Origin of the sequence: Paraburkholderia bonniea (assembly GCF_009455625.1) — a bacterium.
GTDB lineage: Bacteria > Pseudomonadota > Gammaproteobacteria > Burkholderiales > Burkholderiaceae > Paraburkholderia > Paraburkholderia bonniea.
On the sequence record NZ_QPEQ01000001.1, the window covers coordinates 726,168 to 743,688 of the forward strand.

Consider the following 17,521-nt stretch of genomic DNA (forward strand, 5'->3'; position numbering starts at 1 on the left):
TTTGCTGGCGTTTACTCGAATTTTGTAGGGAAAAGATCATGCCGATCTACGCTTACCGTTGTGAATCATGTGGTTTTGCAAAAGACGTATTGCAGAAGATGAGTGACACGCCACTGCATCAATGTCCCGAGTGTGGAAAAGACGCCTTTCGCAAGCAGGTGACGGCAGCAGGCTTTCAGTTGAAGGGGTCTGGCTGGTATGTCACCGATTTTCGCAGCAACGGCAGCGCACCAGCCAGTGCCAAACCAGCGGCTAATGCCGAGGCGGGTGAAGGCTCTGCTTCTGCTGCCGCCAGCGAATCCAGCAGCACGGGGGCGGCAACAGACGGCGCGGCGAGCACCGCGGCCACGGGCTCAACCAGTGCCGCGGCACCTGCAGCAACATCTGCACCAGCACCAGCACCGGCGGCTGCCAGCACGACAGGCGGTACTTAGCCGTTTTGTCACCAGAAGGTGCGTTAATGTGGTTTCTGCCCCGGTTCGGGGCAGTTTTTGTGGCGGTATAACGCGATGATGAAAAAGGCAACGTTCAAATCAGTGTTTTTGACTGGTCTGCTGGTACTAGTGCCGCTGGCGATCACACTGTGGGTGCTCGGCCTGATTATTGGCACGATGGACCAGACCTTGCTGTTGCTGCCCGACGTCTGGCAGCCTGAGCGAGCACTTGGGTTCCGTTTGCCGGGGCTGGGAGCGGTGCTGACGCTGGCTTTTATCTTCGTCGTTGGCCTGTTCACACAAAATTTCGTGGGCCAGAAGCTGGTGAAGTGGTGGGAGCAGATCGTGGCCCACATTCCGGTTGTCGGACCGATTTATTCCAGCGTCAAACAGGTATCGGACACTTTGCTGTCGAGCAGCGGCAATGCCTTTCGCAAGGCGCTTTTGATCGAATATCCACGCAAGGGGTCTTACACCATTGGGTTTCTCACCGGGGTGCCGGGTGGTGATGTGGTGAACCACCTGACGCAAGAGCACGTCAGCGTGTATGTGCCCACCACGCCCAATCCAACGTCGGGCTTTTTTCTGATGATGCCGAGAAGCGAAGTGATTGAGCTCGACATGACCGTTGATGCCGCGCTCAAATACATTGTTTCGATGGGCGTCGTCGCTCCTGCGGCACCTTCTGTGCAGCAATCCAGCCAGCCGGCGCGCCGGGTGGTTGATCCGCCACTGTAACGAATGCCGGTGTGCGCGACTGGGTCGGGCACACTGTTCACCTTGTACAAAACAAAAGACAAACATCATGCCGATGAGATCTGAATACTGCGGTCTGGTGACCGAGCAACTGCTGGGCCAGACTGTTTCGCTGTGTGGCTGGGTTCATCGTCGACGCGACCACGGTGGCGTCATTTTTATTGACCTGCGTGACCGTGAGGGCCTGGTTCAGGTCGTATGCGATCCTGATCGCGCCGAGATGTTCAAGGCGGCTGAAGGGGTGCGCAATGAATTCTGCGTCCAGATCACCGGTGTGGTGCGTAGCCGCCCGGAAGGCACGATCAATAACAGCCTGAAAAGCGGCAAGATTGAGGTGCTGTGCCACGAACTGACGGTGCTCAACCCGTCGATCACGCCGCCGTTCCCGCTGGACGACGACAACCTGTCCGAAACAACTCGCCTGACCCATCGGGTGCTTGATTTACGCCGCCCGCAAATGCAGCACAACTTGCGGCTGCGTTATCGCGTGGCGATGGAAGTGCGCAAGTATCTCGATGCACAGGGTTTCATCGACATCGAAACTCCGATGTTGACGAAAAGCACGCCCGAGGGTGCCCGCGATTACCTCGTGCCGTCGCGTACCAATCCAGGCCAGTTCTTCGCGCTGCCGCAGTCGCCACAACTCTTCAAACAGTTGCTGATGGTGGCGAACTTCGATCGCTACTATCAGATCGTCAAATGCTTCCGCGACGAAGATCTGCGTGCTGACCGCCAGCCTGAATTCACGCAGATCGATTGCGAAACCTCGTTTTTGAGCGAGCAGGAAATTCGTGACCTGTTCGAAGCGATGATTCGTCACGTGTTCCAGGCGGCGCTTGATGTCGACCTGGGCGAAAAATTCCCGGTGATGCTGTATTCGGAAGCCATGCGCCGTTTTGGCTCCGACAAGCCAGATTTGCGTGTGAAGCTCGAATTCACTGATTTGACCGACGCGGTTAAAGATGTCGAATTCAAGGTGTTCAGCACGCCCGCCAATGCCAAAGATGGGCGCGTTGCGGCGCTGCGGGTGCCGAAGGGCGGTGAGCTTTCGCGTGGCGATATCGACAGCTATACCGAATTCGTGCGTATTTATGGTGCCAAGGGCCTTGCGTGGATCAAGGTCAATGAAGTGGCGAAGGGCCGTGATGGCTTGCAAAGTCCGATCGTCAAGAATCTGCACGACGCAGCGGTGGCCGCCATTATCGAGCGTACCGGCGCGCAAGATGGCGACATCATTTTCTTCGCGGCTGACCGGGCGAAGGTCGTGAACGACAGCCTCGGCGCGTTGCGTCTGAAGATTGGGCATTCCGAATTCGGCAAGGCTAATGGGCTGGTTGAAACAGGCTGGAAGCCGTTATGGGTGATCGACTTCCCGATGTTCGAATACGACGAGGAAGAAAACCGCTACGTCGCGGCGCACCATCCGTTCACCAGCCCGAAAGATGAACATCTTGAGTACCTCGAAACCGATCCTGGCCGCTGTCTGGCCAAAGCCTACGACATGGTGCTGAATGGCTGGGAGATCGGCGGCGGCTCCGTGCGGATTTATCAGGAAGAAGTGCAGAGCAAGGTGTTCCGCGCGCTCAAGATCAGTGCTGAAGAAGCGCAGATCAAGTTCGGCTTCCTGCTTGATGCGCTGCAGTACGGCGCGCCGCCCCATGGCGGGATCGCGTTTGGCCTCGACCGCATCATCACGATGATGGCCGGTGCCGATTCGATTCGGGACGTGATTGCATTCCCGAAAACACAACGTGCTCAATGTTTGTTGACGCAGGCTCCGAGCGAAGTAGACGAGCGTCAATTGCGCGAGTTGCATATCCGTTTGCGTCAGCCAGAACAAAAGGCATAAGTCGAACGGTCTTACCCGCATCGGCAAAAAAGAGAAAAGGCGCATCACGCGCCTTTTCTCTTTTTTGCGCTACAGTCGGCCGGTGCTGCTTGTTCCAATCTGTCTGAATTCCCCCCAAATTCTCCGAAACGTGTGCCGGTGCGCGGCACCTTTTTCTCCATGTCAAAACCGCCCAAGATTCCGGAGTCTGTTCTCGTCGTGATTCATACCCCCGCGCTGGAGGTGCTGATTATCGAGCGTGCCGACCGTCCGGGGTTCTGGCAGTCGGTCACCGGATCGAAAGATCATCTGGACGAGCCGCTGGCCGAAACCGCTCAGCGTGAAGTCGCGGAAGAAACCGGCATTGTCGTGAGCAGGAATGCTTTGCTCGACTGGCAGCATCAGATCGAGTACGACATTTATCCGGTCTGGCGGCATCGTTATGCGCCAGGGGTGACGCGTAACACCGAGCACTGGTTCAGCCTTCAGGTGCCGGATGGCACTGAGGTCACGCTCTCACCGCGAGAGCACACGGCGTTTGTCTGGCTTCCTTATAAAGCCGCCGCTGCGCGTTGTTTTTCGCGCTCTAACCAGGAGGCGATCTTGCAATTGCCAGAGCGGATGAACCTGCTTCTGAATTCACCACTACGGGATAGCGTGTGATGGATGGCGCTGACTCGCGCGATCTGCCGCACTGGCGGCCACGTTGGCGGCAGGCGTTGCCTGGTCAGCGTTACCGGGGTGGGTACCGGTTTACGGTGGGTAACGCCGTGCGCTTGTTTCATTCTGGCGAGCCGTTTTTTACCGCGTTGCTCGCACGTATCGACGCAGCCACGACAGACGTGATGCTCGAAACCTATATTTTTGCCGACGATGGCGTAGGCCGCGCGGTGTCCGATGCGTTGCTGCGTGCGGCAGCGCGTGGCGTGCGCGTGCGAGTGATTACTGATGGGCTAGGCACAGGCCGTTTGCGCTTGTTGAATGAGTGGCCCGCAGGCGGTATCGAACATTGCATTTACAACCCGCATTTATTTGGCCGCTTTGGTTTTTCCCGCACGCATCGCAAGCTGGCTGTGATTGACCAACGCTTCGCTTATTGCGGCGGGATCAACATCATCAGTGACGTTGAGCAAAATGGCGTGTTGCTGCCTTTTCCGCGCTGGGATTTCGCGGTTGAACTGAGTGGCCCGTCCGTAGCGGATGTGCGTGCTGCGTTTGAACTGCAATGGTGTCGGATTCAGCCGGGCCGCTCGCCGTCATCGGTGGCGGCCGCAGCAGTGGCCACGGCTATGGCTGCCAGCGTGAGCGCTAACCCCAACGCTAACCCCAGCCCCGATCAGACCCGCGAATCCACCAGCCGGCGCGTTTGGCGGCGCATTCGCAAGCGTTCTTTTCTGGCGGCGGGTGAGCCCTGCGTGGCCTTCGTGGCGCGCGACAACCTGATTAACCGCCGCGCAATCGAAAAAGCGTATCTGGTCGCCATTGGCAAAGCGCGGGCGCAAGTGTTGCTGGCCAATCCGTATTTCATGCCTGGCCGCAAGCTGCGGCGCGCGTTGAAGCACGCTGCCCAGCGCGGTGTGGATGTGCGTTTGGTGATTGGTAAAAAAGAATTTGCCGCGCTTGATTACGCCGTGCCGTTTTTATACCGGTCGTTGCTGCGTGCCGGGGTGAAGATCGCTGAGTACGAAAGGACGATGCTGCATGGCAAGGTAGCGGTGGTCGATTCGAACTGGTGCACGGTCGGGTCATCCAATCTCGATGCGCTGAGCCTCGTGCTGAATAACGAAGCGAATGTTTTGCTGGTGCTGCACCCTGAAATCGACGCGCTGCGTGAAGCATTGCTGGTTGCCTTCGACGAGGCGCACCAGATCAATCTGGCTACCTATGAAGCTCGCCCTGCAGGGGAGCGCTTGCTGAACTGGGCTGCCTACACGGCTTACCGGACGGTGATGCGATTGCTGACGGTCGGCGGATATGACTAGCGCGTCTGGCGTGCCAACGGATTCAAGCGAAAATGGCTCGCCTGCCCGTTGTTAAAACCTCGTTTTGCAGCGGACATAGGCGATAAAAGCCCATGTCCTGATTCGCAACTGGTTAGAAACCGGTTTCTAATAAAGTCCTTGTTTCACCGGGCACGCCCCACAATAATAGAACGCTCGTTCGATTTTCTCCGGCCACCAGGAGTGCCACCCCCGCTATGCGAAAAGGCGAACAGACACGCGTCGCAATTCTCGATGCCGCCCTTGAACTGGCAAGCCGCGAAGGACTGGAAGGTCTGACGATTGGCGTGTTGGCCGAGCGCATGCAGATGAGCAAGAGCGGCGTTTTTGCACATTTTGGCTCGCGTGAAGATCTCCAGGTCGAGGTGGTGCGCGAGTATCACCGTCGTTTCGAAGAAGAAGTGTTTTTCCCCAGCCTGGGTGAGGCGCGCGGTTTGCCGCGCTTGCGTGCGATGATCTCGCGCTGGATTGAAAAGCGCATTCACGAAGTCACCACAGGTTGCATCTACATTAGTGGCGCAGTTGAATACGACGACCGCGCTGATAACCCGGTGCGCGAACAACTGGTATCGAGCGTCAATATCTGGCGCGCGGCGTTGCTGCGAGCCATTGCGCAAGCGGTGGCAGAAGGGCATCTACGGGCGGACACGGAGCCGCAACTGATGTTGTTCGAACTGTATAGCCTCACGCTTGGCCTGCATCACGATGCGCGTTTTCTGCATCTGCCAGAGGCGGCGCAACTGACTTGGGCCGCGCTGGAAAAACTGATTGTTTCGTACCAGAGTAAAGATCGTTAAGCCGGGATCGTTAAGTCCGGGCCATTAAGTCCGGCTGATCGACTTGATCGACTTGATCGAATTCACCAGGCGTCGCGGTCAGCCAAGCCCGCTCGCGCTTTATCAACACCTTGGGAGATAGTGATGGGACAGTACGCCGCGCCACTGCGCGACATGCAATTCGTATTGCACGAGCTGCTTAATGTCGAAGCCGAAATCAGCCAGATGCCACCGCATGCTGATCTCGATGCCGACACGATCAACCAGGTGCTCGAAGAAGCGGGCAAGTTCTGCTCCGAAGTGTTGTTCCCGCTCAATCAGAGCGGCGACCGCGAAGGCTGCACGTATGTTGGCGATGGCGTAGTGAAGACGCCCGCTGGTTTCAAGGAGGCTTACCAGCAATACGTCGAAGCGGGCTGGCCCGCACTGGGCTGCGACCCGGAATATGGCGGCCAGGGCTTGCCGGTCTTCGTCAACAACGCGCTGTACGAGATGATGAACTCGGCCAATCAGGCGTGGACGATGTATCCGGGCCTGTCACATGGCGCATACGAATGCCTGCATGCGCACGGCACGCCCGAGCAGCAAAAAACTTATCTGCCGAAGCTGGTCGCAGGCGTCTGGACCGGCACGATGTGTTTGACCGAGCCGCATTGCGGCACCGACCTCGGTATTTTGCGTAGCAAGGCTGAGCCTAATAGCGATGGCTCATACGCAATCAGCGGCACCAAAATCTTCATCTCCAGCGGCGAGCATGATCTCGCGGAAAACATCCTCCACCTAGTGCTGGCCCGTTTGCCTGATGCGCCGAAAGGTACCAAAGGCATCTCGCTGTTTCTCGTGCCGAAGTTTGTTCCGGATGCGGCAGGCAATCCCGGCGAGCGCAATGGCGTGAAATGCGGCTCCATCGAACACAAGATGGGCATTCACGGCAACGCTACCTGCGTGATTAATCTCGATGGTGCCAAGGGCTGGCTGGTCGGTGAGCCGAATAAGGGTTTGAACGCGATGTTCGTGATGATGAATGCGGCGCGTCTTGGCGTTGGCATGCAAAGTCTTGGCTTGACTGAAGTCGCTTATCAAAACTCGCTGGTGTACGCCAAAGAGCGTTTGCAGATGCGTTCACTGACTGGCCCGAAAGCCCCTGAAAAAGCGGCCGACCCGATCATCGTTCACCCCGATGTGCGGCGCATGCTGCTGACGCAAAAAGCCTATGCCGAAGGTGCCCGGGCCTTTTCCTACTGGTCAGCGCTGCATATCGACAAAGAGCTGTCACACGCGGACGAAGCCGTGCGCAAAGAAGCCGCTGATCTGGTGGCGCTGCTCACGCCAATTCTCAAGGCGTTTTTGTCAGACAACGCGTTCGAGGGCACGAATCACGCGATGCAGATCTACGGCGGCCACGGCTTTATCGCTGAATGGGGCATGGAGCAATATGTGCGCGATGCCCGCATCAACATGATTTACGAAGGCACCAACTCAATTCAAGCGCTTGATCTGCTGGGCCGCAAGGTGCTGGGCGATATGGGCGCGAAGCTCAAGAAATTCGGCAAGCTGGTGACCGATTTTGTCGAAGCAGAAGGCGTGAAGCCGGAGATGCAGGAGTTCATCAACCCGCTCGGCGATATCGGCGACAAGGTGCAAAAGCTGACGATGGAGCTCGGCATGAAGGCGATGCAGAATCCCGACGAAGTCGGCGCCGCGGCTGTGCCGTATCTGCGCACGGTGGGGCATCTGGTGTTTTCGTACTTCTGGGCCCGCATGGCGCGTATCGCACTCGACAAGCAAGCGTCAGGCGATCCGTTTTACCAGGCCAAGCTGGCGACGGCCCGTTTCTATTTCGCCAAGCTGCTGCCTGAAACCGCGATGACCATCCGTCAGGCTCGGGCAGGATCGAAGACGATGATGGATGTCGAAGAAGCTCTGTTTTAAATTTCCGGCTGTTGCTGTGCAACGCATGTGCAAGCACGCGTTGCACAGCGCACCCGGAACGTATCGCGCCCTACCTGGATCACCTGATCGTTTAGTCATCTGAGCGGCCAGCGCATGATTCGCCAGACCTGAGACACCGCATAACTCCCCGGAGGAACGACGTGAGCAACCTGATTATTCGCAAGGTAGCCGTGCTCGGCGCCGGCGTAATGGGCGCGCAGATCGCTGCGCACCTGATTAACGCCAAAGTGCCAGTGCTGCTGTTCGACCTGCCCGCCAAGGAAGGCCTGAAAAACGCGATTGCCCTGAAAGCTATCGACAATCTGAAGAAGCTCTCGCCCGCGCCGTTTGGTATCAAGGACGACGCTCAATATATCCAGCCCGCCAATTACGACGACGACATCGACAAGCTCGCGCAATGCGATCTCGTGATCGAAGCGATTGCTGAGCGTATGGACTGGAAGCACGATCTGTACAAAAAAGTGTCGGCGCATATCGCACCCCATGCGATCTTTGCCAGCAACACTTCAGGGCTGTCGATCACTGAGCTGTCGCAAGGTTTCTCTGATGAACTCAAGGCACGCTTTTGTGGCGTGCACTTTTTTAATCCGCCGCGTTACATGCATCTGGTCGAACTGATTCCGACTGCGCATACGCGCCCGGAAATTCTTGACCAGCTCGAATCGTTCCTCACCAGCGTGGTGGGCAAAGGGGTGGTGCGGGCCAAAGACACGCCGAATTTCATCGCCAACCGCGTCGGGATTTTCTCGATCCTCGCGGTGATGACCGAAGCCGCCAAGTTCGGCCTGCGTTTTGATGAGGTGGATGATCTGACTGGCAGCCGCCTGGGCCGCGCGAAGTCAGCAACCTTCCGGACTGCTGACGTGGTTGGGCTGGACACCATGGCGCACGTCATCAAGACGATGCAGGACAACCTCGCTGACGATCCGTTCTTCCCCGTCTACCAGACCCCGGCGGTGCTCGCTGAGTTGGTGAAAAAAGGCGCGCTCGGACAAAAAACCGGTGGCGGTTTTTATAAAAAAGAAGGCAAGACGATCAAGGTGCTCGATCCGAAAACGGGCGAGTACGTCGAAGGCGGTGCAAAAGCTGACGAACTGGTGGGCCGTATTCTGAAGCGTCCGCCTGCGGAACGTCTGAAGCTGCTGCGTGAATCGGAACATCCTCAGGCGCAGTTCCTGTGGTCGATTTTCCGTGACGTGTTCCATTACATCGGCGTGCATCTCGAATCCATCGCGGATAACGCGCGTGACGTCGATCTGGCGATCCGCTGGGGTTTTGGCTGGAGCGAAGGTCCGTTCGAAGGCTGGCAGAGCGCTGGCTGGAAGCAGGTCGCGCAGTGGGTGCAGGAAGATATCGCGGCGGGTAAATCGCTTTCAGCCGCACCGTTGCCTGGCTGGGTGTTCGAAGGGCCGGTCGCAGATGGCGGTGGTGTGCACAGCAATGCCGGTTCGTGGTCGCCCGCGTCGCAATCGTTTGTGCCGCGCTCGTCGCTGGCGGTGTACGACAAGCAGGTGTTCCGCGCGCCGCTGGTGGGCGAGACCGGCGCTGAGCCGAAAAGCTGGGGCAAGACGCTGTTCGAAACTGAAGCCGTGCGCGCATGGGTCGACGATCGCGCGGGTGAGAACGATGTGCTGATCGTGTCGTTCAAAAGCAAGATGAACACGATTGGACCGAGCGTGATTGATGGCCTCGTGCAGGCGATCGAACTCGCGGAGAAAGAATACAAAGGCGTGGTGATCTGGCAGCCGACGTCGCTGAAACTCGGCACGCCAGGCGGGCCGTTCTCGGCTGGCGCGAACCTCGAAGAAGCGATGCCTGCGTTCATGATGGGCGGTGCCAAGGGCATCGAGCCATTTGTGCAGAAGTTCCAGGACGGGATGATGCGCGTCAAGTACGCGAGTGTGCCGGTGGTTGCAGCGGTGTCCGGCATCGCGCTGGGCGGCGGCTGTGAGCTGGTGCTGCACAGTGCCAAACGTGTCGCGCACATCGAAAGCTATATCGGCCTGGTTGAGGTCGGCGTGGGCCTTGTGCCTGCCGGTGGCGGCTTGAAAGAAGCGGCATTGCGCGCGGCTGATGCAGCTAGCGCAGTGGGCGCGACTAGCGATCTCCTCAAGTTCGTGCAGAAATCGTTCGAAAACGCGGCGATGGCGAAGGTCTCGGCCTCTGCGCTTGAGGCTCGCACGATGGGCTATCTGAAGCCTTCCGACACGATCGTGTTCAACGTGTTCGAGCTGCTCGACACCGCGAAGAAAGAAGCGCGCGCGCTGGCCGCAGCTGGCTATCGTCCGCCGCTGCGGGTGACCCAGGTGCCGGTTGCCGGGCGTTCTGCGATTTCGACCATCAAGGCTTCGCTGGTCAACATGCGCGATGGCCGGTTTATTAGCGATCACGATTATCTGATTGCCAGCCGGATCGCGGAGGCCGTCTGCGGTGGTGACGTCGAAGCGGGCAGCTTGGTGGACGAAGAATGGTTGCTGACGCTGGAGCGCCGCGCGTTTGTCGATTTGCTTGGCACACAAAAAACGCAGGAACGGATCATGGGCATGTTGCAGACCGGCAAGCCGGTCCGGAACTAACCCCCGTTGCGCGGGCAGTCTGGAATAGATCGCATGGGACCGGAGTCAAACGCTAACGCGCTCACCCCGGTTGAATCGCAATGAATCACATGGGACTGGAGTTCCAAATGACGAAGCAATTGCAGGACGCATATATCGTTGCCGCTAGTCGCACGCCGATTGGCAAGGCACCGCGCGGCATGTTCAAAAACACCCGTCCGGATGAGTTGCTGGTGCATGCCATCCGCTCGGCGGTGGCCCAGGTGCCTGGGCTGGATACCAAACTGATCGAAGACGCGATCATCGGCTGTGCCATTCCTGAAGGTGAGCAAGGTCTGAATGTCGCGCGCATTGGCGCGCTGCTGGCGGGCTTGCCGAATACGGTTGGCGGGGTCACGGTGAATCGTTTTTGCGCCTCGGGTGTGACGGCGCTGGCGATGGCGGCAGACCGCATTCGCGTGGGCGAATCCGATGTGATGATCGCGGGCGGCTGCGAGTCGATGAGCATGGTGCCGATGATGGGTAACAAGCCGTCGCTGTCGCCCCATATCTTCGATCACGATGAAAACATCGGCATCGCTTATGGCATGGGCCTGACTGCCGAGAAAGTCGCTGAGCGCTGGAAGATCAGCCGCGAAGCGCAAGACCAGTTTTCGGTTGAGTCGCACCGCAAGGCGATTGCGGCGCAGCAGGCGGGTGAGTTTAACGACGAAATTGCCGCGTTCACTGTCACCGAACGTTTTCCCGATCTGGCTACCGGTGAGGTGCGGGTGAAGTCGCGCGAGCTGAGCCTCGACGAAGGTCCGCGCCAGGACACTACGATGGAAGGTCTGGCCAAACTGCGGGCGGTGTTTGCGAACAAGGGTTCGGTGACGGCGGGCAATAGCTCGCAAATGTCCGATGGCGCAGGCGCGCTGATCGTCGTGTCAGAAAAAATCCTCAAGCAGTTCAACCTGACGCCGCTGGGGCGTTTCGTGAGCTTTGCGGTGCGCGGTGTGCCGCCAGAAATCATGGGCATCGGGCCGAAAGAAGCGATTCCGGCTGCGCTCAAGGCGGCGGGCCTGAAGCAGGATGACATCGACTGGATCGAACTGAATGAAGCGTTTGCTGCGCAGTCGCTGGCGGTGATTCAGGATCTTGGGCTGGACCCATCGAAGATCAATCCGCTGGGCGGCGCGATCGCGCTGGGGCATCCGCTGGGCGCTACCGGGGCGATTCGTGCCGCGACGGTGCTTCACGGCCTGCGCCGGCGCAACCTGAAGTACGGCATGGTGACGATGTGCGTCGGCACCGGAATGGGGGCAGCAGGCATCATCGAACGCCTGTAACCACCGAGCCAGCTAACAGGTTCGGTTCAGGATCGTTGAACGGCTCGCAGCAGTAGCTCTGCGAGCCGTTTTTCATTGGAGGGGTGAGGAGATGACGATGGATATTCTGGTTGAGCGCGCCGATGGCGTGCTGACGCTGACGTTCAACCGGCCGGAAAAGAAGAATGCGATCACGGCCGCGATGTACCAGACACTTGCTGACGCGCTGGTTGGCGCGCAAACCGACACGACAGTGCGCGCGATTTTGCTTCGCGGCAGCGCGGGCATTTTTAGTGCGGGCAACGATCTGGAAGATTTTTCGAAGTCACCGCCGGTGGGCGAGAACGCCCCGGTGTTTCAGTTTTTGCGGGCGATCAGTACCGCAGAAAAACCACTGGTTGCCGCTGTGGATGGCGTGGCGGTCGGCGTGGGCACGACGCTGCTGCTGCACTGTGATCTGGTATATGCCGCTGATACCGCGATGTTTTCGTTGCCATTCACGCAGCTCGGGCTATGCCCGGAAGCGGCTTCGAGCCTGTTGCTGCCACGCGTGGCGGGTTATCAGCTGGCGGCGGAAAAGCTCTTGCTGGGCGAGGCCTTTGATGCGCGCGAAGCGCACCGGATGGGCTTGGTGAACCGGCTGCTGCCTGCGGCTGAAGTGGCTGCGTTTGCGCAGCGGCAAGCGTTGAAGCTGGCGGCGTTGCCGGCTTCGTCGCTCCGGGTGAGCAAGGCTTTGATGAAGCGCGCGAGCCAGCACGAGCTGCAGACCCAGATGACGGATGAAGCATTGCACTTCGCCAGAATGTTGCTGGCCCCGGAGGCGCGTGAAGCGTTCAAAGCGTTCTTTGAAAAACGCAAACCGGATTTCAGCCAGTTTGATTGAGGGGGCTGGAGTTTGCTTGTCCGCCTGTGCTGCTGAGCGTTTGAGGTAGCAGCGGCGGGCGGCAGCGCGCTGGTGGTGGCGAATGTGATTGCGCTTGTAATTGCGGTTGTAATTGCGGTTGCGCTTACGACAGTGAATCAAACCGTGCCGTAATCGACATAACCGTTTTCACGGCAAAAGCTGACTAGCCGCAGACCCGCCTGACGGGCTAGCGCCAGTGCCAGTGATGACGGCGCGGAAATGGTCGCCAGCATTGGGATACCCACCCGGGCGGCCTTGCGGACTAACTCGTAGCTGGCACGGCTGGAAAGAAAGACAAAGCCTTCGTGCGTATTGATCCGCTTGAGCACCAGATGGCCGATGAGTTTATCGAGCGCGTTATGGCGGCCGACGTCTTCAAACGCGTATTGAATCGCTCCACTGGCATCGCACCAGGCCGCTGCATGCAGGCCGCCGGTGAGCTTCGTCAGCGCCTGATGAGCGGGCAGGTGACGTGCGGCATGCGCGAGTGCATCAGGGGCGAGGCGGGTGAGAAAACCTGTATCGGGAATGCGTTCAGGCGTGAGATCCAGCAAACCGATACTTTCGATGCCACACACCCCGCAGCCGGTACGGCCCGCTAGCGCACGGCGTTTTTCCTTCAGTTGCGCGAAGACTTGCTGCAACACCGTCAGATGAACTTCCGCATGCGGCAGCTCGCCGTCATGCAGCACGACCTCGATATCCTGAATCTCACGGCCGTTGGCCACGATGCCTTCTGATACGGCGAAGCCGACCGCGAAAGCGTCCAGGTCGCATGGCGTGGCCATCATCACCGCGTGCGAAATGCCGTTGAACACCAGTGCCACCGGCCATTCCTGGCCAATCTGATCGGTCAGCGTTGCAATCTCACCGTTACGATGCCGTCTGACCTGGCATGCGATGACGCCGGTTGGCCCCTCGGTTTCCTGTTGCGTCATTTGCGTCACTCCTTGCTTTCAGCCGCCCTTGCAGCAGGGGCATGTGGGGCATGTGGCACAGGCTCTAAAATACGCCGCCCGTCATGCGGCGTGCCAATGGTGCTAATGGTGTCAAAGAGGAGGTCATTCTGATGAAACTCAACGCTGAACCGCTGCTGTTTAACTTCGAAATTGCATCGTCGCAGAACTTGACGTTTATCCCGCTGGCTGTCCGCTTTAATCTCGACCGTTGTGGGCTGAGGATCTCGCTGGAGCAGTGGCAGCAACTGCCTTACGCCGCACGCCAGCAATTAGCGTGTTATCCGGTTGAGGATCGTCCTCGTCCTGTTGCAGCGCAGACGCCGGAGTTTGCCTGCACGCTAGGCGCGCTGCTTAACACCTTCGGCAATGGCGGCGCGCCTGAGCCGTTTGCTCCTGAGCTGGCCCCGGCCTGGCGCGACACCGCTGCGATTCCGCCCGAAGTGATCCAGCAGGCGGCGCTGGCTGAGGTGAGGGTGCCGGATGCGGGGCAATGGGCTGCACTCGCACCGTTTCAGCGCTACGTGCTAGCCAAGCTGTCACGCAAGCCCCGGGCCAATCACGATTTCATTCCCGCGCTTAAAGAGTTTGGTTTGCTGCAGCAGTAACTTGCCGTGAGCTTGGGGCCGCAGCCCTCAGCCAAGCGGCGGTAATTCACGCGGGCGGCGGTTGTTATCGGTGGCGACGTAGGTCAGCGTGGCTTCGGTGACTTTCACGACGTCCTGCGTGAGGCTCATGCGCTGGGCGTACACCTCGACATCCACTGTGATCGAGGTCCGGCCGGTTTTGACGATCGTGGCGTAAAAGCTCAGCAGATCGCCGACAAATACCGGTTGCTTGAACACAAACGAATTCACCGCGATGGTGGCGACCCGGCCATTGGCGCGGCGGCTTGCGGGAATCGAGCCGGCGATATCCACCTGCGCCATGATCCAGCCGCCAAACACGTCGCCATGCACGTTGGCGTCAGACGGTTGGGGCATCACGCGCAGCGCGGGAGAGGTAATGGGCAGGTCGTGGGGATCAGTCATGAGGAGCTCGTGAAAAGCAGAGGCAGCGGTGGTGTGTATGGCTTATACGTGGCTCATACGTAGCTTGTATGCAGCTCATACGCGGCTTGCACATAGTGCGGTTTCTGGTGGGAGGGCCAGCTTCGCAAAAGCGCTGCCAGGTTGCTTCTGCGACAATACGGCGGCCAGGAATTGTACGGGAAAGCGCCATGGCTAGCCGGGCGCGTCACCCCAGTCTGCGGTTCCTTCGCCTCACTTATCTCCCCTCCAGCCGAGTCTTATGCGCAGCTCTTCCGCTTCATCTCAATCTAAATCTCCTCCGCTTCAAACTCCACGCAGCGACTGGCAGACCATTCTTTCGCTGCTGCCGTATCTCGCCACGTACAAATGGCGCGTCGCGCTGGCGCTCAGTTGCCTGATTGGCGCGAAGGTGGCGAACCTCGGTGTGCCAATCGTGATGAAACACATCGTGGATAGTTTGTCGTCGGTGCAGGCGCTGAGCGCGCTGGGCCGTACCGAACAGGCTCCCGCGATCGTGTTGCTGGGCGGTGTGGGTTTGCTGGTGGTGGCGTATGCGGGGGTACGGCTATCGACTTCGCTGTTTACTGAATTGCGCGAGATCCTGTTTTCGAAGGTCACCGAAAGCGCTGTGCGCCAGCTGGCGCTCAAAGTGTTCCAGCACCTGCATGCGCTTTCGCTGCGCTTTCACCTTGAGCGGCAAACCGGTGGCATGTCGCGCGATATCGAGCGCGGCACGCGCGGCATTACCCAACTGATCTCGTACTCGCTCTACAGCATCTTGCCGACGCTGGTCGAAGTTGGCCTCGTGCTGGGGTTCTTCATCGTCAAATACGAGGCCTATTACGCGATCGTCACGTTTATCGCGCTGGCCACTTACATCACGTTCACGATCAAGGTCACCGAGTGGCGCACGCATTTTCGCCGCACCATGAATGATCTGGATTCAAGGGCTAATTCACGGGCGATTGATTCGCTGCTGAACTACGAGACGGTTAAATACTTCGGCAATGAAGCCTGGGAAACCGAACGTTACGACGAAAACCTTAAGCGCTATCGCAGCGCCGCGATCAAGTCACAAAACTCGCTTTCCGTACTGAATTTTGGCCAGCAGGCGATTATTGGCACTGGGCTGGTGTTTATCCTGTGGCGCGCCACCCAGGGCGTGATGGCTGGGCATTTGACGCTGGGCGACTTCGTGCTGATCAACACCTTCATGTTGCAGCTCTACATTCCACTGAATTTTCTTGGTGCGGTGTACCGCGAGTTAAAGCAAAGCCTGACCGACATGGACCGCATGTTCACGCTGCTCAACGTCACGCGCGAAGTGCCCGATGCTGCCGCTGCACCGGCGCTGGTGGTGCGGGGCGCTGAGGTGCGCTTCGAACACGTGCGCTTTGCCTACGAACCGGCCCGCACGATCTTGCATGACGTGAACTTCACGATTGCTGCAGGCACGACCACTGCGGTGGTCGGCCACAGCGGTTCTGGCAAGTCGACGCTGGCGCGCCTGATGTTCCGCTTCTACGATCTGGAGCGGGACGGTGGCGGCGCGATCAGGATTGACGGGCAAGATATCCGCGACGTCGCGCAAGATTCGCTGCGCGCGTCGATTGGCATCGTGCCGCAGGACACGGTGCTGTTCAACGACACGATTTACTACAACATCGCTTATGGCCGGCCATCGGCGACGCGCGAAGAGGTGCTGGCGGCGGCCCGTGCCGCGCATATTCACGAGTTCATCGAAGGGTTGCCTCAGGGCTATGACACCCCGGTGGGCGAGCGCGGGCTGAAGCTCTCGGGCGGCGAGAAGCAGCGCGTGGCGATTGCCCGCACCGTGCTGAAGAACCCGCCGATCCTGATTTTTGACGAAGCCACGTCGGCGCTGGATTCACGTTCCGAGCGCGCGATTCAGCATGAGTTGGACCAGATCGCGCGTGAGCGCACCACGCTGATCATTGCGCACCGGTTGTCGACGGTGGTTCATGCGCAGCAGATCATCGTGATGGATAAAGGCCGGATCGTTGAACGCGGCACGCATGCCGAGCTATTGCGCGCGAATGGGTTGTTTGCCCAGATGTGGGCGTTGCAGCAGCGTGCGGCGCAAGGTGCTGAGGTTGTGGTTGATGGGAGTGTTAGCCGCGCGAAGGAGTAGGCGGAAATAAGCAGCAGCGGTGAGGGCGGCGGGTGGCAAGCCTGCTGTTCTAGCCGTTTGCCGGTGGTGAAAGACGAAAGACGAAACCGAAGGGAAATCCCCGCTGTTCCGCTCGATCAGCTCAGGCGAGCGGACCCGGAGGCACGTGCAACGGGTGTGACGCCGTGAGGCGCTGGTCTAACGCCTGAAGCTGCGCGGGCGTGCCGACGTTCTCCCACAGCCCGGTGTAAAGCTCACCGCTGACCCGCTGTTGGGCGATGGCTTCGCGGTAATACGGTGTGAGCGCGCAACGGGTGCCGGGCGGCAAAGTGCGGAACATGCGCGTGTCATACAGCCCGATATTGGCGAAGGTGAGGCGCGATGGCGCTGTCAGCGAAACCTGCCCGTCCACCAGGCCGAAATCGCCTTCTGGATGAAACGCTGGATTCGGCACCATCACCAGATGCATGCCAGGCTGCGCTAGCCCTGCCAGCCTGACGCTGTGCGCGCCAAGCTGGGCGTAATCGAAATCAGCATAGACATCCCCACTGACCGCCAGAAAGACCGCTGGCGCAGCGCTATCCTCCAGCAGCGGTAGCGCCTGGGCAATGGCTCCGGCGGTTTCAAGCGCGTCGGGCTCGGGTGAGTAGCGCAAGCGGACCTGCCAGCGCGAACCGTCACCTAAGGTTTCTTCGATTTGCTGGCCCAGCCACGCGTGATTAATCACGATGGTTTGAATGCCTGCTCGCGCGAGCCGTTCGATCTGCCAGACGATCAACGGTTTGCCGCCCGCTTCGAGCAGCGGCTTTGGCGTTGTGTCGGTCAAGGGGCGCATACGCTCGCCGCGTCCTGCGGCGAAGATCATGGCTGTGGTGAGCGGAGGGGGCATG

Annotated in this window: 15 protein-coding genes; 12 read left to right on the forward strand and 3 right to left on the reverse strand. The window is 59.1% G+C overall.

Annotated elements, in window-relative coordinates; translation table 11 throughout:
* Positions 1-38 precede the first annotated feature (38 nt).
* From GH656_RS03205 to GH656_RS03250, 10 genes are all read left to right on the forward strand, one after another.
* Complete coding sequence (locus GH656_RS03205) at positions 39-434, forward strand: FmdB family zinc ribbon protein (protein ID WP_153074551.1); 396 nt, start codon at positions 39-41, stop codon at positions 432-434.
* 75 nt (positions 435-509) lie between these two features.
* Positions 510-1,172 (forward strand): DUF502 domain-containing protein, encoded by a 663-nt coding sequence (locus GH656_RS03210; protein ID WP_174769681.1) that lies wholly within the window; start codon positions 510-512, stop codon positions 1,170-1,172.
* A gap of 67 nt (positions 1,173-1,239) precedes the next feature.
* A complete protein-coding gene (gene aspS / locus GH656_RS03215) occupies positions 1,240-3,039 on the forward strand; it encodes an aspartate--tRNA ligase (protein ID WP_153074552.1) in 1,800 nt (599 codons plus the stop codon).
* Positions 3,040-3,198: 159 nt separating this feature from the next.
* Positions 3,199-3,681, forward strand: coding sequence for a dihydroneopterin triphosphate diphosphatase (nudB, locus tag GH656_RS03220; protein ID WP_153074553.1), 483 nt, complete (start codon positions 3,199-3,201; stop codon positions 3,679-3,681).
* The gene (locus GH656_RS03225; protein ID WP_153074554.1) at positions 3,681-5,000 is read left to right on the forward strand and encodes a phospholipase D-like domain-containing protein; all 1,320 of its coding nucleotides are present in this window, start codon (positions 3,681-3,683) and stop codon (positions 4,998-5,000) included. Before nudB ends, GH656_RS03225 begins: the two co-directional genes overlap by 1 nt.
* Positions 5,001-5,215: 215 nt before the next feature.
* Positions 5,216-5,815, forward strand: a complete 600-nt coding sequence (locus GH656_RS03230; protein WP_153074555.1) for a TetR/AcrR family transcriptional regulator — start codon at positions 5,216-5,218, stop codon at positions 5,813-5,815.
* Between the two features lie 123 nt (positions 5,816-5,938).
* A complete protein-coding gene (locus GH656_RS03235) occupies positions 5,939-7,726 on the forward strand; it encodes an acyl-CoA dehydrogenase C-terminal domain-containing protein (RefSeq protein ID WP_153074556.1) in 1,788 nt (595 codons plus the stop codon).
* A gap of 161 nt (positions 7,727-7,887) precedes the next feature.
* On the forward strand, positions 7,888-10,323 hold the full coding sequence (locus GH656_RS03240) for a 3-hydroxyacyl-CoA dehydrogenase/enoyl-CoA hydratase family protein (protein WP_153074557.1): 2,436 nt from the start codon (positions 7,888-7,890) through the stop codon (positions 10,321-10,323).
* Positions 10,324-10,430: 107 nt separating this feature from the next.
* Entirely contained in the window at positions 10,431-11,630 is a 1,200-nt protein-coding gene (locus GH656_RS03245; RefSeq protein ID WP_153074558.1) for an acetyl-CoA C-acyltransferase, read from the forward strand.
* A 91-nt stretch (positions 11,631-11,721) separates the two neighbouring features.
* Positions 11,722-12,492 carry an enoyl-CoA hydratase gene (locus tag GH656_RS03250; RefSeq protein ID WP_153074559.1) on the forward strand — a complete coding sequence of 257 codons (771 nt, stop codon included), beginning with the start codon at positions 11,722-11,724 and terminating at the stop codon, positions 12,490-12,492.
* Between the two features lie 137 nt (positions 12,493-12,629).
* Here the strand turns inward: GH656_RS03250 and fdhD are convergent, their stop codons facing one another.
* Positions 12,630-13,451, reverse strand: coding sequence for a formate dehydrogenase accessory sulfurtransferase FdhD (gene fdhD / locus GH656_RS03255; RefSeq protein WP_153074560.1), 822 nt, complete (start codon positions 13,449-13,451; stop codon positions 12,630-12,632).
* Positions 13,452-13,582: 131 nt separating this feature from the next.
* Between fdhD and GH656_RS03260 the strand changes: the two genes are divergently transcribed.
* Complete coding sequence (locus tag GH656_RS03260) at positions 13,583-14,077, forward strand: nitrate reductase associated protein (protein WP_153074561.1); 495 nt, start codon at positions 13,583-13,585, stop codon at positions 14,075-14,077.
* A gap of 27 nt (positions 14,078-14,104) precedes the next feature.
* On the opposite strand, the gene GH656_RS03265 is transcribed toward GH656_RS03260, so the two are convergent.
* Entirely contained in the window at positions 14,105-14,500 is a 396-nt protein-coding gene (locus tag GH656_RS03265; RefSeq protein ID WP_153074562.1) for an acyl-CoA thioesterase, read from the reverse strand.
* Between the two features lie 259 nt (positions 14,501-14,759).
* On the opposite strand from GH656_RS03265, the gene GH656_RS03270 reads away from it, so the two are divergent.
* On the forward strand, positions 14,760-16,652 hold the full coding sequence (locus tag GH656_RS03270; protein ID WP_153074563.1) for an ABCB family ABC transporter ATP-binding protein/permease: 1,893 nt from the start codon (positions 14,760-14,762) through the stop codon (positions 16,650-16,652).
* A gap of 121 nt (positions 16,653-16,773) precedes the next feature.
* On the opposite strand, the gene murU is transcribed toward GH656_RS03270, so the two are convergent.
* Entirely contained in the window at positions 16,774-17,520 is a 747-nt protein-coding gene (gene murU, locus GH656_RS03275) for an N-acetylmuramate alpha-1-phosphate uridylyltransferase MurU (protein ID WP_153074564.1), read from the reverse strand.
* Between the last annotated feature and the right edge of the window lies 1 nt (position 17,521).